The sequence below is a fragment of the Bartonella elizabethae F9251 = ATCC 49927 genome, from assembly GCF_000518165.1.
Lineage (GTDB): Bacteria > Pseudomonadota > Alphaproteobacteria > Rhizobiales > Rhizobiaceae > Bartonella > Bartonella elizabethae.
Genome location: NZ_JADB01000023.1, coordinates 1 through 20,067, shown reverse-complemented (window position 1 = coordinate 20,067; position 20,067 = coordinate 1). Strand labels below are relative to the sequence as shown.

General features: G+C 39.9%; 18 protein-coding genes and 1 pseudogene. 8 read left to right on the top strand and 11 right to left on the bottom strand.

The features are described from left to right. Both T429_RS10440 and T429_RS0107915 read left to right on the top strand, forming a co-directional pair. Positions 1-314: pseudogene (locus T429_RS10440) on the top strand (class I fructose-bisphosphate aldolase); the annotation flags it as partial. 787 nt (positions 315-1,101) lie between these two features. Next, positions 1,102-1,389: a hypothetical protein gene (locus T429_RS0107915; protein WP_005774580.1), complete on the top strand. Its 288-nt coding sequence runs from the start codon at positions 1,102-1,104 to the stop codon at positions 1,387-1,389. A 645-nt stretch (positions 1,390-2,034) separates the two neighbouring features. Here the strand turns inward: T429_RS0107915 and rpmE are convergent. Next, positions 2,035-2,256, bottom strand: coding sequence for a 50S ribosomal protein L31 (rpmE, locus tag T429_RS0107910; protein WP_005774581.1), 222 nt, complete (start codon positions 2,254-2,256; stop codon positions 2,035-2,037). A 188-nt stretch (positions 2,257-2,444) separates the two neighbouring features. On the opposite strand from rpmE, the gene T429_RS0107905 reads away from it, so the two are divergent. After that, entirely contained in the window at positions 2,445-4,235 is a 1,791-nt protein-coding gene (locus T429_RS0107905) for an ABC transporter transmembrane domain-containing protein (RefSeq protein ID WP_005774582.1), read from the top strand. A 292-nt stretch (positions 4,236-4,527) separates the two neighbouring features. Next, positions 4,528-5,934: a hypothetical protein gene (locus T429_RS0107900; RefSeq protein ID WP_005774583.1), complete on the top strand. Its 1,407-nt coding sequence runs from the start codon at positions 4,528-4,530 to the stop codon at positions 5,932-5,934. A gap of 463 nt (positions 5,935-6,397) precedes the next feature. Here T429_RS0107900 and T429_RS0107895 read toward each other — a convergent pair whose 3' ends face one another. The 8 genes from T429_RS0107895 to T429_RS0107840 all read right to left on the bottom strand — a co-directional run bounded on the left by T429_RS0107895 (position 6,398) and on the right by T429_RS0107840 (position 14,341). Further along, on the bottom strand, positions 6,398-7,189 hold the full coding sequence (locus T429_RS0107895; protein WP_005774584.1) for an inositol monophosphatase family protein: 792 nt from the start codon (positions 7,187-7,189) through the stop codon (positions 6,398-6,400). A gap of 12 nt (positions 7,190-7,201) precedes the next feature. Next, positions 7,202-7,777 (bottom strand): elongation factor P, encoded by a 576-nt coding sequence (gene efp, locus T429_RS0107890; protein ID WP_005774585.1) that lies wholly within the window; start codon positions 7,775-7,777, stop codon positions 7,202-7,204. 648 nt (positions 7,778-8,425) lie between these two features. Continuing rightward, the gene (locus tag T429_RS0107880; RefSeq protein ID WP_051410880.1) at positions 8,426-8,767 is read right to left on the bottom strand and encodes a helix-turn-helix domain-containing protein; all 342 of its coding nucleotides are present in this window, start codon (positions 8,765-8,767) and stop codon (positions 8,426-8,428) included. 1,220 nt (positions 8,768-9,987) lie between these two features. Further along, positions 9,988-10,398 carry a hypothetical protein gene (locus T429_RS0107875; protein WP_005774900.1) on the bottom strand — a complete coding sequence of 137 codons (411 nt, stop codon included), beginning with the start codon at positions 10,396-10,398 and terminating at the stop codon, positions 9,988-9,990. A gap of 670 nt (positions 10,399-11,068) precedes the next feature. Next, positions 11,069-12,112 carry a tetratricopeptide repeat protein gene (locus tag T429_RS0107865; RefSeq protein ID WP_005774901.1) on the bottom strand — a complete coding sequence of 348 codons (1,044 nt, stop codon included), beginning with the start codon at positions 12,110-12,112 and terminating at the stop codon, positions 11,069-11,071. A gap of 659 nt (positions 12,113-12,771) precedes the next feature. Continuing rightward, positions 12,772-12,969 carry a hypothetical protein gene (locus T429_RS09905; protein WP_245256367.1) on the bottom strand — a complete coding sequence of 66 codons (198 nt, stop codon included), beginning with the start codon at positions 12,967-12,969 and terminating at the stop codon, positions 12,772-12,774. 342 nt (positions 12,970-13,311) lie between these two features. Next, complete coding sequence (locus tag T429_RS0107845) at positions 13,312-13,650, bottom strand: helix-turn-helix domain-containing protein (RefSeq protein ID WP_050982504.1); 339 nt, start codon at positions 13,648-13,650, stop codon at positions 13,312-13,314. A gap of 325 nt (positions 13,651-13,975) precedes the next feature. Continuing rightward, a complete protein-coding gene (locus T429_RS0107840) occupies positions 13,976-14,341 on the bottom strand; it encodes a helix-turn-helix domain-containing protein (protein WP_026500951.1) in 366 nt (121 codons plus the stop codon). Between the two features lie 888 nt (positions 14,342-15,229). Between T429_RS0107840 and relB the strand changes: the two genes are divergently transcribed. Continuing rightward, a complete protein-coding gene (relB, locus tag T429_RS0107835; RefSeq protein WP_005774588.1) occupies positions 15,230-15,418 on the top strand; it encodes a type II toxin-antitoxin system RelB family antitoxin in 189 nt (62 codons plus the stop codon). 104 nt (positions 15,419-15,522) lie between these two features. Continuing rightward, entirely contained in the window at positions 15,523-15,705 is a 183-nt protein-coding gene (locus tag T429_RS11305; protein WP_409359708.1) for a type II toxin-antitoxin system RelE/ParE family toxin, read from the top strand. 276 nt (positions 15,706-15,981) lie between these two features. On the opposite strand, the gene T429_RS0107820 is transcribed toward T429_RS11305, so the two are convergent. After that, positions 15,982-16,749 carry a TIR domain-containing protein gene (locus T429_RS0107820; RefSeq protein ID WP_005774590.1) on the bottom strand — a complete coding sequence of 256 codons (768 nt, stop codon included), beginning with the start codon at positions 16,747-16,749 and terminating at the stop codon, positions 15,982-15,984. A 361-nt stretch (positions 16,750-17,110) separates the two neighbouring features. Beyond that, positions 17,111-17,773 carry a thiamine phosphate synthase gene (locus tag T429_RS0107815; RefSeq protein ID WP_005774591.1) on the bottom strand — a complete coding sequence of 221 codons (663 nt, stop codon included), beginning with the start codon at positions 17,771-17,773 and terminating at the stop codon, positions 17,111-17,113. A 148-nt stretch (positions 17,774-17,921) separates the two neighbouring features. Between T429_RS0107815 and T429_RS0107810 the strand changes: the two genes are divergently transcribed. Continuing rightward, positions 17,922-19,064 carry an OpgC family protein gene (locus tag T429_RS0107810; RefSeq protein ID WP_005774593.1) on the top strand — a complete coding sequence of 381 codons (1,143 nt, stop codon included), beginning with the start codon at positions 17,922-17,924 and terminating at the stop codon, positions 19,062-19,064. 200 nt (positions 19,065-19,264) lie between these two features. Further along, entirely contained in the window at positions 19,265-19,783 is a 519-nt protein-coding gene (locus tag T429_RS0107805; RefSeq protein ID WP_005774594.1) for a DUF1465 family protein, read from the top strand. The last annotated feature ends 284 nt before the right edge of the window (positions 19,784-20,067 follow it).

The window sequence follows — 20,067 nt, the reverse complement described above, 5'->3', positions numbered from 1 at the left end:
GCTGAAAAGACTATCCCATGTGCTTAAACAAACTGTCCCTTCCGCTGTTCTTAAGAATTGCTTTTCTTGTCTTGCGGGCAATCGGATGAGGAAGCGACAGCCCATTTGTCTGCCATGAATAGTTTGGGTGCATTGCCTTGGAAATTGACCTTTTCTTAATCGACGCGCATTGCAAGCGGCTGCTTTAAAAGCATGGGCTGGTCGCCATGAAAATATTGTGGTTCGCACAAAAGGCATTTTGTCATCGTGCGCGGATGAACCATTTGGCAGCTTTAGGACAATGGACAAAGAACCAAGAAAAGGTGAGCGCTTAAATTGCCATAGATTTGAATTACCACGAGGGTGTGTGCGCTGGGCTTCTGTTGTAGGAGGATCCTCATCATGATAAAAATGATGGGGGCGTTTTAGGTTTGAAAGCTTTCTTAGAAAGTTTTCTCATTGCATATTTTAAAAGTCTTTATGCGTGGCATCGCGCGATAAGTTTGCGGGAGAGGCGCGTTTGTAGGAAGGGGAGATGGTGCTTTAAAGGAAATTCGTGAATGCGCAGCAGTGTGTTGTCGTTCATGAGGGGGGCTTACTTTTTAAGTAAAAATCATAAAGATGATATTATACTGAAGAGTTTGATATTGTAATATTTTCTCTTTTTCATGTTATCATTGCTTGTCATCAGCAGAATCCATTTAATTGCAGTTTCACAAAGGTGGATAAGCGGGTCAATTAGAGAGTTGTGATTTCTCTATGGATTAGACATACAGCTTATGAAGCTTTTGTGCGTCAGGATAGTTTCCTTTTCAATGAGCGGGGCGTCTTTTATTGACGGACGGGTTGAATAACTCTTGCGAAAGAAGATAGATTTGCATCTCAATAAAACCCCTCTTTTTTCATTAAAATGAATAAATTTTTCTTGTATTTTGTGATGATATCATTATAAAAAATTAATTTCGTGGCATTTTAGCTTAGAAATCGGGGGGAGTTGTGGACAGCATATCTTCTAAGAATACAAGCACCAAAAAAAATCGTTACGCAGAGCAGAGCGTTTCTGCAATTATGATGCGGAAATTTTGCCATATCGTGCGTGGGGTATTCTCTGGGATATTCTCAATGTTTTTTTTCATAATTTTTCTTATCTTATTCAACATGCGTGGATTGGTTCATATCGTACTAAAATTCTTTGCGGGTGCGAGTGGACTCACGTGCTTTTTCTTTTTTGTCGGATACTACTTACAACGCCGCGAAGCAACAGCAGATGAAGCCGCTCTATCGTTCACACTACTCATAGCAATTGGTGAAGGTGTTTTTTCTATTTGCTGCATGTCTGCTATGTGGGGGTATGATGCTCTTTTATTCCGTTTAGCACCTCCAGGGTATGATCTTATTCTTTTTGAATAAAGAGAGCGCACTTTGGTTGTGTACAAATCAAAATGAGAGGTGGATAGCCTCTCAAATTCTTAAGAATTGTTCTCAAAAATCATGACATTAGAGCTGCATTTAATGAAGGGACTATCACAAACCTTGGTCCTTAAGCTCAATGGAAGTCTTGTAGGGCGGAAATCTTGTAGGGCGGTCTCACTGCGTCCTTGACCTTAAGACACCCAAACGGCTTGTTTTGTCTTTTTCACGCGGCTTATGAAGTCATGATATAAGGGGAAAGCTTTTCAGGGTGCCTCAATGGTATGTTATCGTGTGTTAAATGGAAAAATGAGAAAGCATCTTTATGCATATAATCCAATTATGATTTTTTGATTTAAAAAGGGCAAGCCTTCTACAAAACTGATACGCGATAAGGGGAAAAAGCACCTATATTTAGCAACTAAGGCGTATTTTAGGTGCTCTTGATAGAGCTTCACAAAATGATTTTTGAATTTAAAGAACGCAGCCATCACGATTAATAAGGGTTTGAGACCGATCTATTTCTGTTGGATGCGTTTTTAAATTGATCTTTAAAGTGCGCTCTTTATAGCACAAAAAAAGCCTCATCGCTTAATGAGGCAATCGTTTTGTTTAAAATCTTTGTGCCTCATGAGAATGAGGTTTTTACATACCAATATTGCCAAAACGATTTTTGAACTTAGAAAGGCGACCGCCACGGTCTACGAGTGTCTGGGACCCACCTGTCCATGCTGGATGTGTTCTTGGATCAATATCCAAATTAAGGGTATCCCCTTCTTTTCCCCAAGTGGAGCGTGTTGTATATTGGGTTCCATCCGTCATAACAACGGTAATTTTGTGATAGTTAGGATGAATATTCGCTTTCATGCGTGAAACCTTTTGCGTTTATAGAATGAAAGAACACTTATTCGATTTTTTAAGTGCGCTTCCTTTGTCTTTTTGATACACTGATTAAAGTATCTATTCCTATAGCTGAGCACGCATCAAAAAACAAGTGTTCAAGATGCATCATTGTGTCACGTGTTTAAATCATCTAATATAGTGAGCGAAGTTTTATGAAATTATATCGTCATTCAGAAAAATCTGCAAAGCCTTTCCCTAAAAAATCTTCCTTCTCTTCGCTTGTAACTTTCGGTCCTTATCTTTTGCGTTATCGCTGGTTGTTTATCTTTGCCTTTGTTGCTTTATCTGTTGCAGCTCTTGTCACGCTCGCTTTACCTGTTGCTATCGGCAAAATGTTTGATCATGGTTTTTCCACTTCCAGCCATGGTTACATCAATTTTTATTTCTTTATTTTGTTCGCTTTGGCTTTGTTGCTCGCACTTGCTTCGGCTTGCCGTTATTATTGTGTCATCACCTTGGGAGAACGGATTGTTGCCGATTTACGCCGTGATGTTTTTGTCCATATTATGAAACTTTCTCCTGCTTTTTTTGACAAGTCTCATTCTGGTGAACTTGTTTCAAGGCTTCTTACCGATACAACACAAATAAAACTAGCCGTTGGTTCAACTGCTTCTACGGCTTTGCGTCATCTCATTGTGGTGATTGGGGCAATTGTGATGATGGTGATCACCAACGCCAAATTGTCTGCTCTGGTGCTGCTTGCTATCCCCTTTGTGGCAATTCCCTTAGTGGTTTTTGGGCGCAAGGTTCGTACACGCACACGGGCGGCACAAGATCGTGTCGCAGATGCTAATGCTTTGGCAACCGAACAGGTCAGTGCTATTCGTACGGTGCAAGCTTTTACCGCTGAAAAACTTGTTGCGACACGTTTTTCACAATTGATTGAACGTGCCTTTCAGACAGCGCGGGCTTCTGTGATTTTGCGTTCCTTTTTTACGGGCTTTGCCATTTTTCTTGTGTTTAGCAGTGTGGTGGCTGTGTTGTGGATTGGATCACGTGATGTTTTGAATGGAACGATGACAGGGGGCACCTTAGGACAATTTGTTCTTTATGCTGTTTTTGGCGCTTCAACCTTTGCTCAGTTATCAGAATTGGGGGCAGAACTCATCCAAGCTGCAGGGGCTGCTGAACGATTGGCTGAATTATTGCAGGAACAACCCATGATTTTAGCTCCCAAAAAACCTGTCTCTTTGGCAAAACCTGTTCGGGGCGAACTTGTTTTTGATCATGTTGATTTTGCTTATCCTTCTAGAGCCCAAAAGCAGGTTTTACACGCGCTTTCCTTTTCGATCAAAGCGGGTGAAACGGTTGCTTTTGTTGGCGCTTCAGGAGCAGGGAAAAGCACACTTTTTTCTTTAATCCTGCGTTTTTATGATCCGACAAGTGGAAAAATTCGACTTGATGGTGTGGAGATTGATCATCTCTCGCTACAAGATTTACGTGGTGCAATTTCTTATGTTCCTCAAGATGTTGCCATTTTTGATGGCACACTGCGTGATAATATTGTTTTCGGCACTGGAAATGTTAGGGAAGAGGATGTGATTGCTGCTGCTAAAGCAGCCAATGCCCTTGAATTTATTGAAGCTTTACCTGATGGTTTGGATACACAAGTAGGAGAACGCGGTACCATGCTTTCTGGAGGGCAAAAGCAGCGTATCGGTATTGCGCGGGCGATTTTAAGAAATGCTCCGCTCTTGCTGCTGGATGAAGCAACATCTGCGTTAGATGCAAACAGTGAAAAGCTTGTGCAAGAAGCCTTAGAGGGTTTGATGAAAAATCGCACAACATTGGTGATTGCGCACCGTTTGGCAACCATTTTAAAAGCGGATCGTATTCTTGTGATGGATAAAGGCGCTCTTGTGGAAGAGGGAACCCATGCCGAACTTGTGGAAAAAAATGGCGTTTATGCTTACCTTGCTAAATTGCAATTTTCACCCGAATAAGAGATCTTGAGATAAGAGTCATCTCTTTAAGAGCAATAAACAGCACTCTTTTAAAGTAGGCTTAGCAGTTTTAAGGGCTGGCTTTTCTTTAAAGTGCATCAATCTCCAGAAAAGTATAATTAAATACAAACTGTTGTGTTATATCAATAATAACATCTATATTTTGTATATTATATCCATTAAAATATAATATATAGATAGTTTCGAATCGCATATACACATAATGATACAATATTGAGGTGTTGATGAGAAGGTTGCATAAACGATTAGCTAAAAAAGAGGGAAATAATGGATGGAGATAATAGACGTAATTATTGCCACGATAGAAAGAATTGGTTTCATAATAACTATAATTAAGTTTATCCGAAAGTGGAAGAAGCAATCTGTTTGTATGGGATTGGTTGTATTCGCCATAGTGATGGGTGGGTTGTGGTATCGGGGATATTCAACGAACGTGTTGTTAGGCTTTGCAATGGGAATAGTGTTTTGTGTGGGAGGTATAATACTGGTAGCCCAAATTTATCATAACAAGCAATTAACTAAACAACTTAAGCAAAAAGATAGAGAGAATCAGATACATCAAAAGATTATTGAAGAAGGGGAGCAAAGGCTTTTTGAAAAAACGCAAGAAATATCAAAGGAATGGATTGAGCAATGGGATGAGGGAGTCAAGCAATGGGAGAGGAATGTATTGGGGATAAAAAACCCTAAAGCAGGAATAAAAGTCAGCGGCAATAGACCTTCATTGGTAAAGGCTATTTGTGCGCATGGGGAGAGAGAATTGTGTTTATTGTACGAAAAGGCACTCAAAGAAGACTTGACTGAAAAGCATTATGAAAAAATATGTGGTCGTTTGAATGAAACATTTTTTGAGGAATATTATGTAAAAGCAGTGCAATTAATGGAAGAGAATGGAATTTCTCTGCAAAAGTTTGTGAATCCTGTTACAAATCAAGAACAGTACAAACCTACGATGTTATTGCTTCATTGGTTTCTATATGTTCTTGATGATATGATTACAGCTGAATATGAACAGTATCAAAAAGATAAAGCTTTAGGACGTTATAAAAATATAGTCTCTCTGGAAATTTACTTTGAAGATATACCTAAATATACAGAATATGAAACGCTAGGCAAGGTACTAGAAGGATTTGGTTGTCGGCCTAGTGAGTGGAAAAGATTATGCATTTGTAAAAAGGTGCTTCTATCATTCTTGTATGATGTTTCCAGTGATTATAAAGCGGCAAGAAAAACTTTTATTTACTATAAGATGCTTATTGATACTGTGAAAGAAGGATATATTGCCTTTGATGAAGATTGTCGTTACTCCACGGTTGAAGGGGCAATGAAGGTTTGTAGAAAGAAAGATAAAGAAGAGAAAAAAGACCTTAGCATTTCTGATGAGATGCCAACATTTGAAGAAGCTTATAAATTAGGTGCTAAAGAATGGATGAAGGGGGCAAGTAAGAGATGTGATGATCGGTTGATTTTTTGGGAGGAGCTTATCACAATAGGAAATTCAAAAGAGAAATTAAAAATTATTTTCGGTGATAAGAAGGTACAAGCATTGCGAGAGGCTGTTGATAAAGAACAAGAACGGTTTGAAAATGAAATACAATCAGCAATTCTCGCAAATAAATATTTAACTGACAATAAATCTTACGCTTATTTGGCAGGTATTCTGGGATATAATGGTTGAATAAAGGGGGGAGTGCAATGAATTTGCTGAGGTTTCTGTTGCTCTGTAGGGGTGAGGGCTCTTGAGAGGCATATGTGACGGCTCTTAGCAGAGAGGAGAGGTGGTTTGGAGGCAAGCTTCTGTGTAAGGGTGATTTCTTAAGAGAAGGAGGGGCTTGTTTCTGGTGTGCTTGTTGCTTCTTGAAGCGTTTTGTTGTGATGGGTTCTTTGTTTTCTAGTTTGTTTATAGGGGAATTGAGAAAAATAGCAGGTTTAATAATATTAGATAAGCTGTCATTGCATTTTTAGGGGGGCATTGATTGTTTGATGATAGTGTTTTTTCATCATTTTCTGTTGTGTCTGTAAAGAAAGTCGAAAAGCCTCTCTTCATATTGCTTTTTTTAAGATTTTATAAAACTTTAAGGTGGGGGGACAAGTTTTAAGGGGCTTTTTAGGACGACGGGCTTTTAAAAAGATTATAGGGTTTAGATACCTTTTTTGAGAACTTTTTCTAGTTTGGTGCGAATGTGTTCATTGCCGGCGAGGATATTTTTTTTGCGGAATATGTCATTACCACCTTCTTTATCGGTGACAAAACCACCGGCTTCGCGAACCATTAAGATTCCAGCTGCCATATCCCAAATTTGTAAGTTGTCTTCCCAATAGCCATCGGTGCGGCCAGCAGCAACATAGGCTAAATCAAGGGATGCTGCACCAAAACGGCGAAGGCCAGCAACTTCCATCATCACATTACGCAGTTCAATGAGATAGGTTCCATGACCTGGGCGCCCAAAATGAGGCATGCCTGTAGCAATGACACAATCTTCTAGTCTGCGCCGCGCAGAAACACGACAGCGCCGGTCATTGAAAAAAGCACCACTGCCCCGTTCTGCGGTAAAGAGTTCATCACTGACCGGATTATAAATGACAGCCGCAACAATTTTGCCTTGGCTTTCTAAAGCAATGGAAACGGCAAAAAAAGGAATGCCATGGAGAAAATTGGTGGTGCCATCTAAAGGATCAACGATAAAACGATGTTGTGAATCTTCTCCGACAATTTCTTTAGACTCTTCCATCAGAAAACCGAATTTGGGGCGTGCTTTGCTCAGTTCAGTGAAAATAATTTTTTCTGCTTTACGGTCTGCTTGACTAACGTAATCGGCTGGACCTTTTAAAGAGACTTGCAAATTTTGTACTTCACCGTAATCACGCACGAGCGAGCGTCCTGCTTTCATGGCAGCTTGCACCATGACATTCATGATTGCAGAATGGGCCATCTTGTTCTTCCTTTATTTATCTTTTTCATTTGCACGACGCAAATAGATCAACTCGTTGGTATCGACAATGATCCGTTCTCCGGCATTCATAAAAGGGGGAACAAGAATACGAATGCCGTTTTCAAGAATGGCGGGTTTATAAGAGGAGGTCACCGTTTGTCCTTTGAGAGCTGGATCAGCTTCCACAATCGTGACAGCAACTTGATCAGGGAGGGAGATGCCGATAGGCTTTTCTTGATAAAGTTCAACCGTGACAGTCATCCCATCTTGCAAGAAAGCAGCGCGTTCACCTACAAAGTCTTTTTGGAGTTCAAGCTGTTCATAAGACTCTGAATCCATAAAGACCAAAGAATCCCCTTGTTGATAAAGAAAGGTAAAATCTTTTTGTTCAAGGCGGACCCTTTCAACCGTCTCAGCGGCACGAAAGCGTTCATTGAGTTTTGTACCATCAAGCAAATTTTTTAGTTCAACTTGATTAAATGCACCGCCTTTTCCAGGCTTTACAGCGTTGCATTTGACGGCAACCCACAAACTTCCTTGATGCTCAATCACATTCCCGGGGCGAATTTCATTGCCATTAATTTTCATCGTTTCTATCCAATTCTCTTCTTGCAAAAAGAGTTCTCTTACTTTGTCCTTACGGCGCTTTTCTTTGCTGCCTTAACAGTGTAAACTCTTTTGTTGTTTTTAGGTTCAAAATTTCTTGTTCGTTTTGCGGTTTCCTCATGGTCTTTGTGCGCTTTTCATCTGTTTTACCATGGATTTTCTCATGGGGTTCTCTCATAAGTTTTCTTATGAGCTTTGCAGAGAAAAGCTTAAGAACAAAAAAGACCTTGATGTATTCTTGCTTTTCAGTTCTTTGCAAGACCATAAAAAGTGCCAAGACGCAAGCTTTTTAAAAATTTGCACAAAATTTTTTGAGACTTTTGAGGATTTTGGGGAAATTGATCCCGTTGTGTTGTAAAATCTCATTGAGATTGATGATAGAAATTTTGTAAAACTATGAGGCGTTGTTTTATGAGAATGACGCGTGGATATGTGCGGGGAAACTTGTCCGAATAATCTTGTGAAATCAATCCCATGGAACGGCAAGCGGAGTTTCGTTCTGAGAAGCCGGATTGCTGAGAAATTGGATCGGGAAAGGGCTTATGTCGTGTGTATGAGGTAAGAAAAGAGCGTGTAGCACCTTATAGCGCGTATCGCGCTATAGAGAATGTGGTGCGCTGTCACGTGGTGTTAGTTTGCATTTTCATCCATCATGAGCTGTAGAATGGCTTTTTGTTTTATCGAGGTGAGTGTTCTAAATCTTTTGAGCAGCAGGTATTCTTCAGTATTCGAGATAACTTCATCGTGAAAGTATGGGGGCTGTTGTTTTGTGATGATATCGGCATAAAAAAAGGAAATCGGAACATTCAAAATATCGGAAATTTGCATTAAACGCCCCGCGCTTACACGATTTAAGCCGTTTTCATATTTTTGAATTTGTTGGAAACTGACGCCTAAAGCGTTTCCTAAAGTTGTTTGAGACATTTTCAGCATTTTTCCCTCCCGCCGGTTGCGAGCGCCTCTTATGCGTATTCCGGGAGTCTAAAACACTGAACTCAAATCAGCCTTTTTGCTTTTAGTGCTGGGATAGCACTTGGACATAGCAAAATCTCCCGGAATTCCGTGATACTCGCAAAGCGGGACAAATTCATGCTTAGATTTTCGGGTTTTAGAGCCCTATTGGTCGCCCGCGTAGGCGACCAAAATACCTTTTAATGTGTAAAGTAATTTCAGGAAATTGGCAATAAAAAACAGTTTTTTTAATGAAAGGTGATGTGTTTTGCGTGAAAGCAATAAAAGCATCTATATCGAGGGAGTATGGCTTTGAACAGTGTATATCGCGTTATCGAGAGTGTGGTGTGCACTATCACATGAGGGTAGATTGCATTGTCCCCACCGGTTGCGAGCGCCTCTTATGCGTATTCCGGGAGTCTAAAACACTGAACTCAAATCAGCCTTTTTGCTTTTAGTGCTGGGATAGCACTTGGACATAGCAAAATCTCCCGGAATTCCGTGATACTCGCAAAGCGGGACAAATTCATGCTTAGATTTTCGGGTTTTAGAGCCCTATTGGTCGCCCGCGTAGGCGACCAAAACACCTTTTAATGTGTAAAGTAATTTCAGGAAATTGGCAATAAAAAACAGTTTTTTTAATGAAAGGTGATGTGTTTTGCGTGAAAGCAATAAAAGCATCTATATCGAGGGAGTATGGCTTTGAACAGTGCATATCGCTTTATCGAGAGTGTGGTGTGCACTATCACATGAGGGTAGATTGCATTGTCCCCACCGGTTGCGAGCGCCTCTTATGCGTATTCCGGGAGTCTAAAACACTGAACTCAAATCAGCCTTTTTGCTTTTAGTGCTGGGATAGCACTTGGACATAGCAAAATCTCCCGGAATTCCGTGATACTCGCAAAGCGGGACAAATTCATGCTTAGATTTTCGGGTTTTAGAGCCCTATTGGTCGCCCGCGTAGGCGACCAAAATACCTTTTAATGTGTAAAGTAATTTCAGGAAATTGGCAATAAAAAACAGTTTTTTGAATAAGAAGCGGTGTGTTTACAAGTAATAAAGTGCTTAAACGGAGGCTGCTCTTACCTAAAATCCCCATGAATGCTTATTGAAGAACGCGAAATGTTTAGGAGAAGAGAGCGCGTAGGAGCATTTGTTAGAGCCGTAAAATGAGGTGCAAATCTCTTCGTTTTTCGCAAAAACTTTTAAGTCTTTACGTCTGAAAATAGAGAATGTTCACATTAATGGCGGGTTAATCTAGGACGAGTACTTATATGAGTACGTGGTTCTCCAGCCACACTATATTGAAAAACAGACACTATAGTTGTACTATTTAATTTTATTCTATAAATCAAATTCACACCCATGTTTTGCTGCTTTTGAGGTTGATCTGTATAGATTACGCGATATCCATTCCGTTGCAAAAGATCGATAAATAAAGGCGTAAAGTTGTCTGCTGTATCATTTTTCTTTATAAGAAGTGTGGTTGTCGCTGGTGGGAAAGATCGTTTGATATCGCTCATAAAATTGTTAGCGACGAGTTTTGCTTCTTGCTTCGTAAGATTTTGATCAACATAATTTGATGAATAACTGCCTACAGACGCGCAACCAGCTACCACTACAATAGGTGGCAGAAATAAATACTTTAACATCTTAATTCCCCCTCTTTTAGTTCAACACCTTGATTATCAAGCTTTCCTGCGAAGTTTCTACATTAGGAATAAGAACAACTTCACTCATAGCTACACTAACAACATATCGATTTCCAATCAAGCGGTAATTCATGAATGAATAATGGTTCTAGCTTGAATTTAAGGCTTTTTGAAGTGCTTCTTGCAGCATATATTTAAATAAACTGCTGCTTTTGGGGAGTGCGATAAAAGAGCAATCTTTTGCGCTTGTATGTTAAGATGACGTTTTCTGGCACCATTATAACAATGATGTGTTAGGTGTTGCTCTAGATCGACCAAATAAATTTTCAAACACTGCTTTTTAAAGGCTCCCTTTTTTAAAATATGAATAAGTGCTTATGCTGTTTGTTGTAAAATGCTATCGTTTGAAATGTTGTGTGGTAAGGCATAAGACTTTGTACATGTGATGTTTTGATGAGAATGGGTGGTGAATATGTGAGGAGGGGGGCATTGTTTCAAGATCAGGGGCTTTTGCCTGTTTTAGCGGGCAGAGCCGTTAGGCGGCGTTAGAGTAGCGCGTTGTTATTGTGTTGCCCTTTTATGCTTTAAAGCCCCCTTTTGTTTATTCTTTTGATGCTGCCTTTTTGAAAGAAATTTGTGCCCCGCAAAATTTAAGTTTGTTAAGGGTGTTTTAAAAAACAGGAAGGAGCTTTATTGCTTCTTCGCGTGCCTTTTCTTGTTGTTTGTTGTCCATACCTTGGAGCATTCTTTCAAGATCAGGGGCTTGCATTTTTGCTTCTTTCGCAAGCATATACCATGCTGCTGCCATGATCGTATCGCCTTTTGTTCCGATGCCGTCTCGATAAAGTCTTGCAAGAGAAATTTGGGCGGGGGCAACCATGTTGTTGGCATTGTGAAGCAGCAAATGAAAAGCACGATCAAAATCTTTTGCGCCTCCACGGCCTTTTATCAGCCATTGTGCTAAATGAAGTTGAGCTGCTAAGTGGTTGTTTTGAGCCGCAACTTCCATGAGCTTGCGGGCATTGCGATCATCCTTTGGTCGATTTAATGTGCCTAGAGAAAGAATTTTTGCCGCCGCAAAAGCCGCTTCAGCATCCCCAAGAGCAGCCCCTTTTAAGTGCCATTTTAAGGCTTGCTCGATAGCTTCATTTTCACGGCTTGGAGAAGAAACGCCAGGAAGATTTTGTTTTTCCTGAGAGGCTTTATAAAGAAGCAGTTGTCCATAATAAAAATAGGCTTCCTTAACACCTGCTTTGACAGCTTTTTGAATATACTGTTCACCAAGTTCTTGATTTTGTTTTACAAAATGACCATCAAACAACATAAGCCCATAGCGAAGTTGCGCTTGGGGTTCCCCTTGTTTGGCGGCGCGTTCAAACCATAAAGCAGCCCGCGCTCCGTCAACAGGAACAGCACATCCTTCCATATAAATTCGGGCAAGAAGCGTTTGCGCAAAAGGATCATTTTTTTCAGCACGTCGAAGAGCTTCTTGAAAAGCTTTTAAATAATAGCCTTGGATGTAATAGTCATAGGCTTGGTCATAGTCTCCAGCTTTTAAGGGTTGAAAAGGTTCTTCTGGAGGGGAAGATTCTTGAGTTGTATTGAAAGAGTGTTCAAAACTTGCCGATTCATCAGTATTGCCAGCAGAATTGACAACAGAACTTGTAAACCCTACTATTCCTAGGATAAGCAGTTTAACACTTCTCTTGATCATCGATATCTCCTCCTCATTATCGATCAGAATTTTCACATTTTTTTTTCATCATTACAAGCCGTATCAGAATCCCATGGCTTTCTTATTTTTCATTTCAGTTAAGGGAGGTTTGGGTCCCTTTATAAAGATAGCATAAACGTTGATTAGAACCAGACTGTTTTAAACAGTGCTATTTAAAACAACGATAATGAAAGAATGATCCAGAGAGACGACCTTCTCTTATCAAGACTTTATCACCCTAAAATAAAAAAGCGTCTATCATGAGGCTACTTTTTAAAATATGTGACAAATTGCTTATGAAAAACGCGAAATGTTGAGAAAAAGAGAGCGTGTAGGAGCACTTGTTAGAGCTGTTAAAATGAGGTGCAAATTTCTTGATCTTTTGCAAAAAAATTTAAGTCTTTATGTTCGAAATAGAGAGAATGTCCATCTTCAAAGAGCGGGTTTCTTTATTCTGATAAATACGTAGATAATAACTTTGTTCTCCCGATCAATCATCCTCACGCACAGAAATTATACGTCCATCATCCTTTGGTGTTCGTGTGTAAAACAACCCCACACCCATATTTTGCCGCTTTTGGGGTTGATCTGTATAAATCACATTCTCTCCTGTTCGCCGCAACAGATCGATAAATAAAGGCGTAAAGCTGTCTATTGTATCACTTTGATAAGAGGGGAAGTGTGGTTGGATTGATTGGTAAAGATCTTTTGACATCGTTAGAAAAATCGTATACTTCTAAATCCTTAATCCTTTCCTCTGCCGCAAGATTTTCATCAACATAATTTGACACATAGTTCCCTGGAGATGCACAACCAGCCACTAACAAAAGTTGTGACAGAAATAAATATTTTAACATCTTCATTCCCCCCTCGATCATTTTTCTTTTTTCTGACTCGTTTTTTCTTAAGAAAGTTCTTGCACAAGATAAGAAAAGCAACTCCTCTATCGTTATACTATCACGTATCGGTATCTCAGCAAGTATTTATTTATCAATATTTACACATTATTTAAAAAACGGCCATCATCTTTTATGGTCTTTAAAACTTATGCTTAACAGACAAAGTCAAATGATTGCATGGGGTGCTCCTGCAGATTGATCCAATAAATTTTCAAGCGCTGCTCTTTGCGGGGATGTTTGTGATGTATGCAGATGCACAGAGTCTGTAGGGTAAACAGAGCCTGTTGTCTTCACGTGATATTAAAAGCTTTCATTGGGGTCAGAGAGTAATTGTAAAATGGCTCTTTGTTTTATCGAAGTGAGTGTTCTAAATCTTTTGAGTAGCAGGTATTCTTCTCTACTGGAGATAGTTTCATCATGGTGGGGCTGTCGTTTTGGCACGATATCCGCATAAAAAAAGGAAATCGGAACAGTCAAAATATCAGAAATTTCCATTAAACGCCCCGCGCTTACACGATTTAAGCCGTTTTCATATTTTTGAATTTGTTGGAAACTGACGCCTAAAGCGTTTCCTAAAGTTGTTTGAGACATTTTCAGCATTTTTCCCTCCCGCCGGTTGCGAGCGCCTCTTATGCGTATTCCGGGAGTCTAAAAACACTGAACCTAAATCAGCATTTTGCTTTTAGTGCGTAAGACGCACCTGGACAGTGCAAAATCTCCCAGAATTCTAGGATACCTGCAAAGTGGATTTGTTTTTATGTATCGGGTCTTAGGGTTTTTAATCCCCGTTGATTGTTGCGTATACGATCAAAAATACCTTTTAAGTCATAAAATCATTTCAGAAAATTGGCAATAAGAAACCGCTTTTTTAATGAGAGGTGATGTGTTTTGCGTGAAAGCAATAAAATAACCACATTGAGAGAGGCTTTGAACAGAGCGTGTTTTGTGCCGCTATCGAATGATGTTAGCTTGCATGTTCATCCATGATGAGTTGTAAAAAGGCTTTCCTTTTTACAGTGGTGAGCGTTCTAAATCTTTTGAGCAACAGGTATTCTTCAGTGTTCGAAATGACTTCGTCGTGAGGGGTGGGTGCATGTTGTTTGGTGGCGATATCCGCATAAAAAAAGGAAATCGGAACATTCAAAATATCGGAAATTTGCATTAAACGCCCCGCGCTTACACGATTTAAGCCGTTTTCATATTTTTGAATTTGTTGGAAGCTTATTCCTAAAGCGTTTCCTAAAGTTGTCTGAGACATTCCCAGTCTTTTTCGTCTCAAGCGAATTCTTTTGCCGACCAGAAGATCAATATTAAGATTGTTGGTTTGCATTTTTCCTCCCGCCGGTTGCGAGCGCCCTCGCATGAGTATTCCGGGAGTTAAAAACACTGAGTCCGAGTCAGCATTTTGCTTTTAGTGCTAAAGAGCACCTGGACATAGCAAAATCTCCCGGAATTCCGGGATACCCACAGAGTGGGTTTATTTTTATGTATCGGACTTAGGGTTTTTAATCCCCGTTGGTCGTTGCGTATGCGACCAAAATACTTTTCATTCATAAAGTAATTTCAGAAAATTGGCAATAAAAAACAACTTTTTTAATGAAAGGTGATGTGTTTTGCGTGAAAGCAATAAAAGCATTCATATCGAGGGAGTATGGTTTTGAACAGTGCATATCACTTTATCGAGAGTGTGGTGTGTACTATCACATGAGGTTAGATTGCATTGTCCCCACCGGTTGCGAGCGCCTCTTATGCGTATTCCGGGAGTCTAAAAACACTGAACCTAAATCAGCATTTTGCTTTTAGTGCGTAAGACGCACTTGGACAGTGCAAAATCTCCCGGAATTCCGAGATACCCACAGAGTGGGACAAATTAATTTACGAGGTTTCGGGTTTTTAATCCCTATTGGTCGCCCGCGTATGCGACCAAAACACCTTTTAATGTGTAAAGTAATTTCAGAAGATTTACAAATAAAAATGTTTTTTGACTTATAAAATTTGTTTTTTGAATGAGAGGTGAGAATAGCCTCTCAACCTCTCTGGAATGATGACCAAAATCACGACATTAGATCCCGTGTTTGTTGAGAGAACGAATAAGCTTTTTTAAAGATCAAAAAAAACTTTGGACGCTTAAAAGTTAAACATTTTCAATTCGCTAATATTGACAACATAACCAATAGTTATTACCTTTAATACCAAGGAATAGAAAGGACATACTGCTATGAAAACTACCCTTTCTCCGCTTATTTCAGAGTTCGAAACCGTTGAACAGGAAAGCAGCTACACGGCGTGGTTGCGCGATAAGGTCGCGATAAGTCTTGCAAATCCATCTCCTCCTATTCCGCACGATGAGGTTATGGCTGAAATGGACGTTATAATCAATCAGCTTGAAACTGAACAGAAACAGTGATGCTTCCAGTTGTTTGGTTGTCTTCGGCTCGTGATGATTTGCGTCAGATTTTAACTTACATTGCTCGTGAAAATCCATTTGCTGCATACTGAGAGAAAAGGTTATTGGAAGAATCTGTACTACTATTGGCTGAACATCCATATCTGTACAGACAGAGTGAGAGGATATTAGGATTACGAGAAATTGTAGCACATCCAAATTACCTTATATTGTATCGAGTTGCTGCAAATCAGATCGAAATTGTCGCTGTCGTACATGCCCGACGTGAATTCCCTCCCTCTCTTTAATTGAATGAGAGGTTATTCTTACCTCTCAACCTTTCTGAAACGACTCCCAAAATCATGATCCCAGCTCTCGTGTTTATTGAAAGCGGTAAAATGATTTTTTCTACGATGCTGAATTCACAAGCGGTTTCTTCATTAAAACTTGCGCAATCGTTTGTTATTTAAAAAAGGGTGGCGGGCAATTTTGTGTCTACAGGATGTGTATGTCTGTGAGATATGGTGGGGTGTCGTGTGGTTTGGGCGTGTACTTTCAAAATTAAAGATGAGCATTTTTTAAATTCATAATGCATCAGCAATTGCATCTGCATCTAGATAGAAGCCTGCTGCCTTTAACCGCTTAATAAGTTTGGGATATGCTTCTTTTATGTCTTCTTTAAAAGAAAGGTAGTAAACTCCATTAACATCTGAAGGCAATTCAACGCCTTCTTTGTATAAAATAGCAATTCTCTCAAGAGGAAGCACAGCGGCTAACATGCCCATTTCGAAAGTAGTATTTTGTCGCGCACGAAATTGCGCTTTTGTTTCACCGTCAGATCTAGCATAGCCTATATCATCGGGCGTTAGCAATACAATACCAAACCCTATAGAATCCTTACAGATTTCTTTTTTCAAAGTTTCAATGATAGGTAAACCATTACCGCTCGTGTTTTGCAAGATGTACGGATCGAGCTTAAGTTTGAGAAGAATATTTTCAAGGTCTTTTAAGGAGCCACGATCATGACCGTGAACGATAAAGATTTTTTTAGGGGGTGATTCTGAGATATTAGAAGGTATTTTAGGGACATTGGAAGAAGCTTTTGGGGAAGGAATCGTTGATGTTTCTTCTAGATATGGCGTTAAATCTTCTTTTAACTTTTGTTTTATGTTTTCTTTGCCTTGAATTTGCAGCTTTCCTGTTTTTTCATACCAATTAATAATTCCTCCAGTAGTAGTTCTGATCTGATATGTTCCAGGGGATTTATGTGGTAGAAGTTTGGCGTCTACCTCTCCATATCCACACTTGCAAATTATATCTTTAAGGTCTTCAATCGTTCCTCTGTATTCCATTTTATGTCCCCTGCATATTCGTATCATCGGTTGTTGATATTCATTATGAATATGAAAAATGATGATTCCCCGCGAATGGTTTGGTTTGTATAATACATTGTTATGATTTTTCTTTAATCATTTCAAGCACTATGAAAAGATTATCGTAGGTAAAGATGACTTCTTCTACGGTAATGAATTCGCAGGCGGTTTCTTCATCAAAACCTGCGCAATCGTTTGCTGTTTGAAGAAGGGTGGGGGTAATTTTGTGTCTATAGAATGTGCGTGTCTGTAAGGTGTGGCGAGGTGGGGCGCGTGTTTTGAGTATGCTTTAGTCTGGGGGCTTTTCCCTTTACAAGAGTCAATTAAAAAAGGAGGCGCTTTACAAGGGGGCGTTTTTACATTTTTCTTGGCAAAGTTGAAGCAGAACCAAGGGGGAGGCGTGGGTAAAGATGACTTCTTCCATGGCAATGAACTCACAGCCCGTCTTTAAGGCTTCATCAAAATTTGCAAAGTCGCTGCCTGCTTGAATAATGGCGGGGGTTTCCATAATCTCTGACCACCATGTGGCTAACTGAAGATTGCGTGGGTGCGCTTGGGGTTTTTTATCAGCTCCTAATTTGCCAAAGAGAAGATAATCAACCCCTGTTTCTGCGGCAAGCATAGCACTATGGCGATTGCGTAGATTGCCAAAGCCGATGATTTTTTGTTCCTTTTGCTGGTTTTTAAAGCTTTCAAGAGCATTAAGATCATCTTCTATGTGCAATCCATCAGCCTTTATGCGTCCAGCAATGCGGCTGTCACCAGCGATAAGAAAAGCAGCATCATTGTTTTGAATATCTTCTGCGTAAGTTTGAGCCTGTTTTTGTAAAAAAGAGCCATCATCTTTCTGCTGTTCAGAATCGTAAATGATGACACAGGCAAAAGACTTTGTTTGCAACATGGGACGCAAAAAGCCGTGTGGAATATTGCGTCGAACATCAAGTGTTAAAACCAATTGAGGAAAAAGAGGGGAGTCAATCGGTTTATTTTTTTGTTGTGTCATGTCCTATCTCTGATTTTTGTAAAAAAAATAAATACTTAAAAAGAAACTTGACTCTTAAAAGCTAAAGTTTCATCCTACCTTATTTGCGATAAAGGTAACCACCATTTTTATGTGACTTCAAAGTTTTGTGACGCGTGGGAGTCCATTTATGAAATACCAAGCCGTTGTTGATCATAAGACGCAGCCTTTTCGTCGTGATACACGCATTGATGTTTTTCGTTCTTTAGCCTTATTGACGATTTTTATCAACCATATTCCCGGAACGCTCTATGAACATATAACCCATAGAAACTTCGGTTTTTCTGATTCTGCAGAAGTTTTTGTTTTGCTTTCAGGTGTCTCATTGGGCTTAAGCTTTCATGCGCGGTTACAGAAAAAGCCTTTTTCCTTCATTGTGCGTAAACTTTGGTACAGGGCTTTGCAGCTCTATGGCGCATATCTTTTGACTACTTTTGTTACGTTAAGCTTGTTTTTAGGAGCCTTTTTCTTATGGAAAACAGAAAAACTGTTAGCGATGAACAATGTGGGGCTCTTTGTCACACAACCGCTTACAGCATTTTTGCATAGCTTCAGCTTGGGACATCAATTAGGCTATAATAATATTCTGCCGCTTTATATGGTTTTAATGTTTTTTGCACCTTTTATCCTATATGTGGGACGTAAACAGACAAAGTGGCTGCTTTTGGGCTCATTTATACTTTACCTCATCTGCGGACTGTATAAAATTGCACCCCCTTCTTATCCTATAGAGGGAAAGTGGTTTTTAAACCCTTTATCTTGGCAATTCTTGTTTGTTATAGGCTTGACCAGTACTTTAGCGCTTAAACAAGGAAAAAAAATCGCTTTTAAATCTTTTTGGGTGGTTTGTGCAGCAGGCTATCTCTTGCTGGCACTGTTATGGGTTCGCTTAAATTGGTGGGGCGTTTTGGGTTGGCTCGGCTGGTCTTCTCCGTTGCTCAACTTTAATAAAACCTTTTTAAGCTTGCCACGTTTGCTCCATGTTCTGGCATTATCTTTTCTTATTCTTTCGTTGCCGCGCGTCAATAAATGGTTTGCTGTTTCACAGCAACATCCTTTAGCAATCCTAGGAAAACATAGTTTACCGGTCTTTGTAACAGGAACTATTTTTGCCATGTTTGGACAAATTGTCAAAACAGTGATGACAGGAACGTTTTTTTCCGATAGCCTCTTAATGATAACGGGCATCGCTCTGCAATTTGGAGTCGCCTATTATTGTGAAAAACGGCGGTCTTCACAGCAGGCTTTTGTAAGAAAACTGATCCGCTTATAAGAAAAACGCGGTCCCGCGGTCCTTGTGCGGCTGCGTTAACCTTAGTATAAAAAGCGCATTGCACAAAAAAATTAAAAGAGGTAGTCATTTCAAAAAAAAGCATTCTATACAGCAACAAAAGAAACTTTTTAAGACTCTGTTCGTTGAGTGATATAATATTGAGCGGTGTGGTTTTGTGCTGATCCTTGGAGTATAAAAGCGTGAGCGTACATAAACGTCCTTATGATGAACCTATTATCATGATTGAGCATAATGCTTTTGAAAATGCTTTTAATCGTCTCTATGAAGAGACAATGGCGCTGATTGAAAAAACAGCAGCCTATATCGATTCAGAAGGGAAAGTCGTCGCGCGTTCCCTTTCGACAGAAATTTCTGCACTCTATGCAAAAGAGGCAATGTATTTAAGTACACGACTAATGCAAATTGCTTCTCAACTCCTTCTTCTTCGGGCAGAGCGCGAAGGGGAAATGTCATCAGAACAAATAAAAAAAGAAATCGTCAAAGTTTCTCTTCAGACACCGACATTGGAACTTGAAACCCCTCATTGGAACGAACTCCCAGAAATTTTTCGCCAATTTGTTGCGCATTCACTGCGTTTAGAAGCGCGCATAAAGTATATGCGTGCAGGGTGGGAAGCAGCGGCTTCTAGTACTTTAGAAGATGAAAATCCAGTAGGAAAACAAATCGAATTACTCAAAACAGCCTTTGGGCGTTCTTAGAGGATATTCTCTTGGGCTTTTCGCGAAGGGGAAATGTCATCAGAACAAATAAAAAAAGAAATCGTCAAAGTTTCTCTTCAGACACCGACATTGGAACTTGAACCCCCTCATTGGAACGAACGCCCGAAATTTTCGCCAATTTGTTGCTCATTCACTCTCGTTTGAGAGGCGCGCATAAAATCTATGTGTGCAGGGTGGGACGCGGCGGCTTCTAGTACTTTAGAAGATGAAAATCCGCCGGCAAAACAAATCGAATGACTCAAAACAGCCTTTGGGCGTTCTTA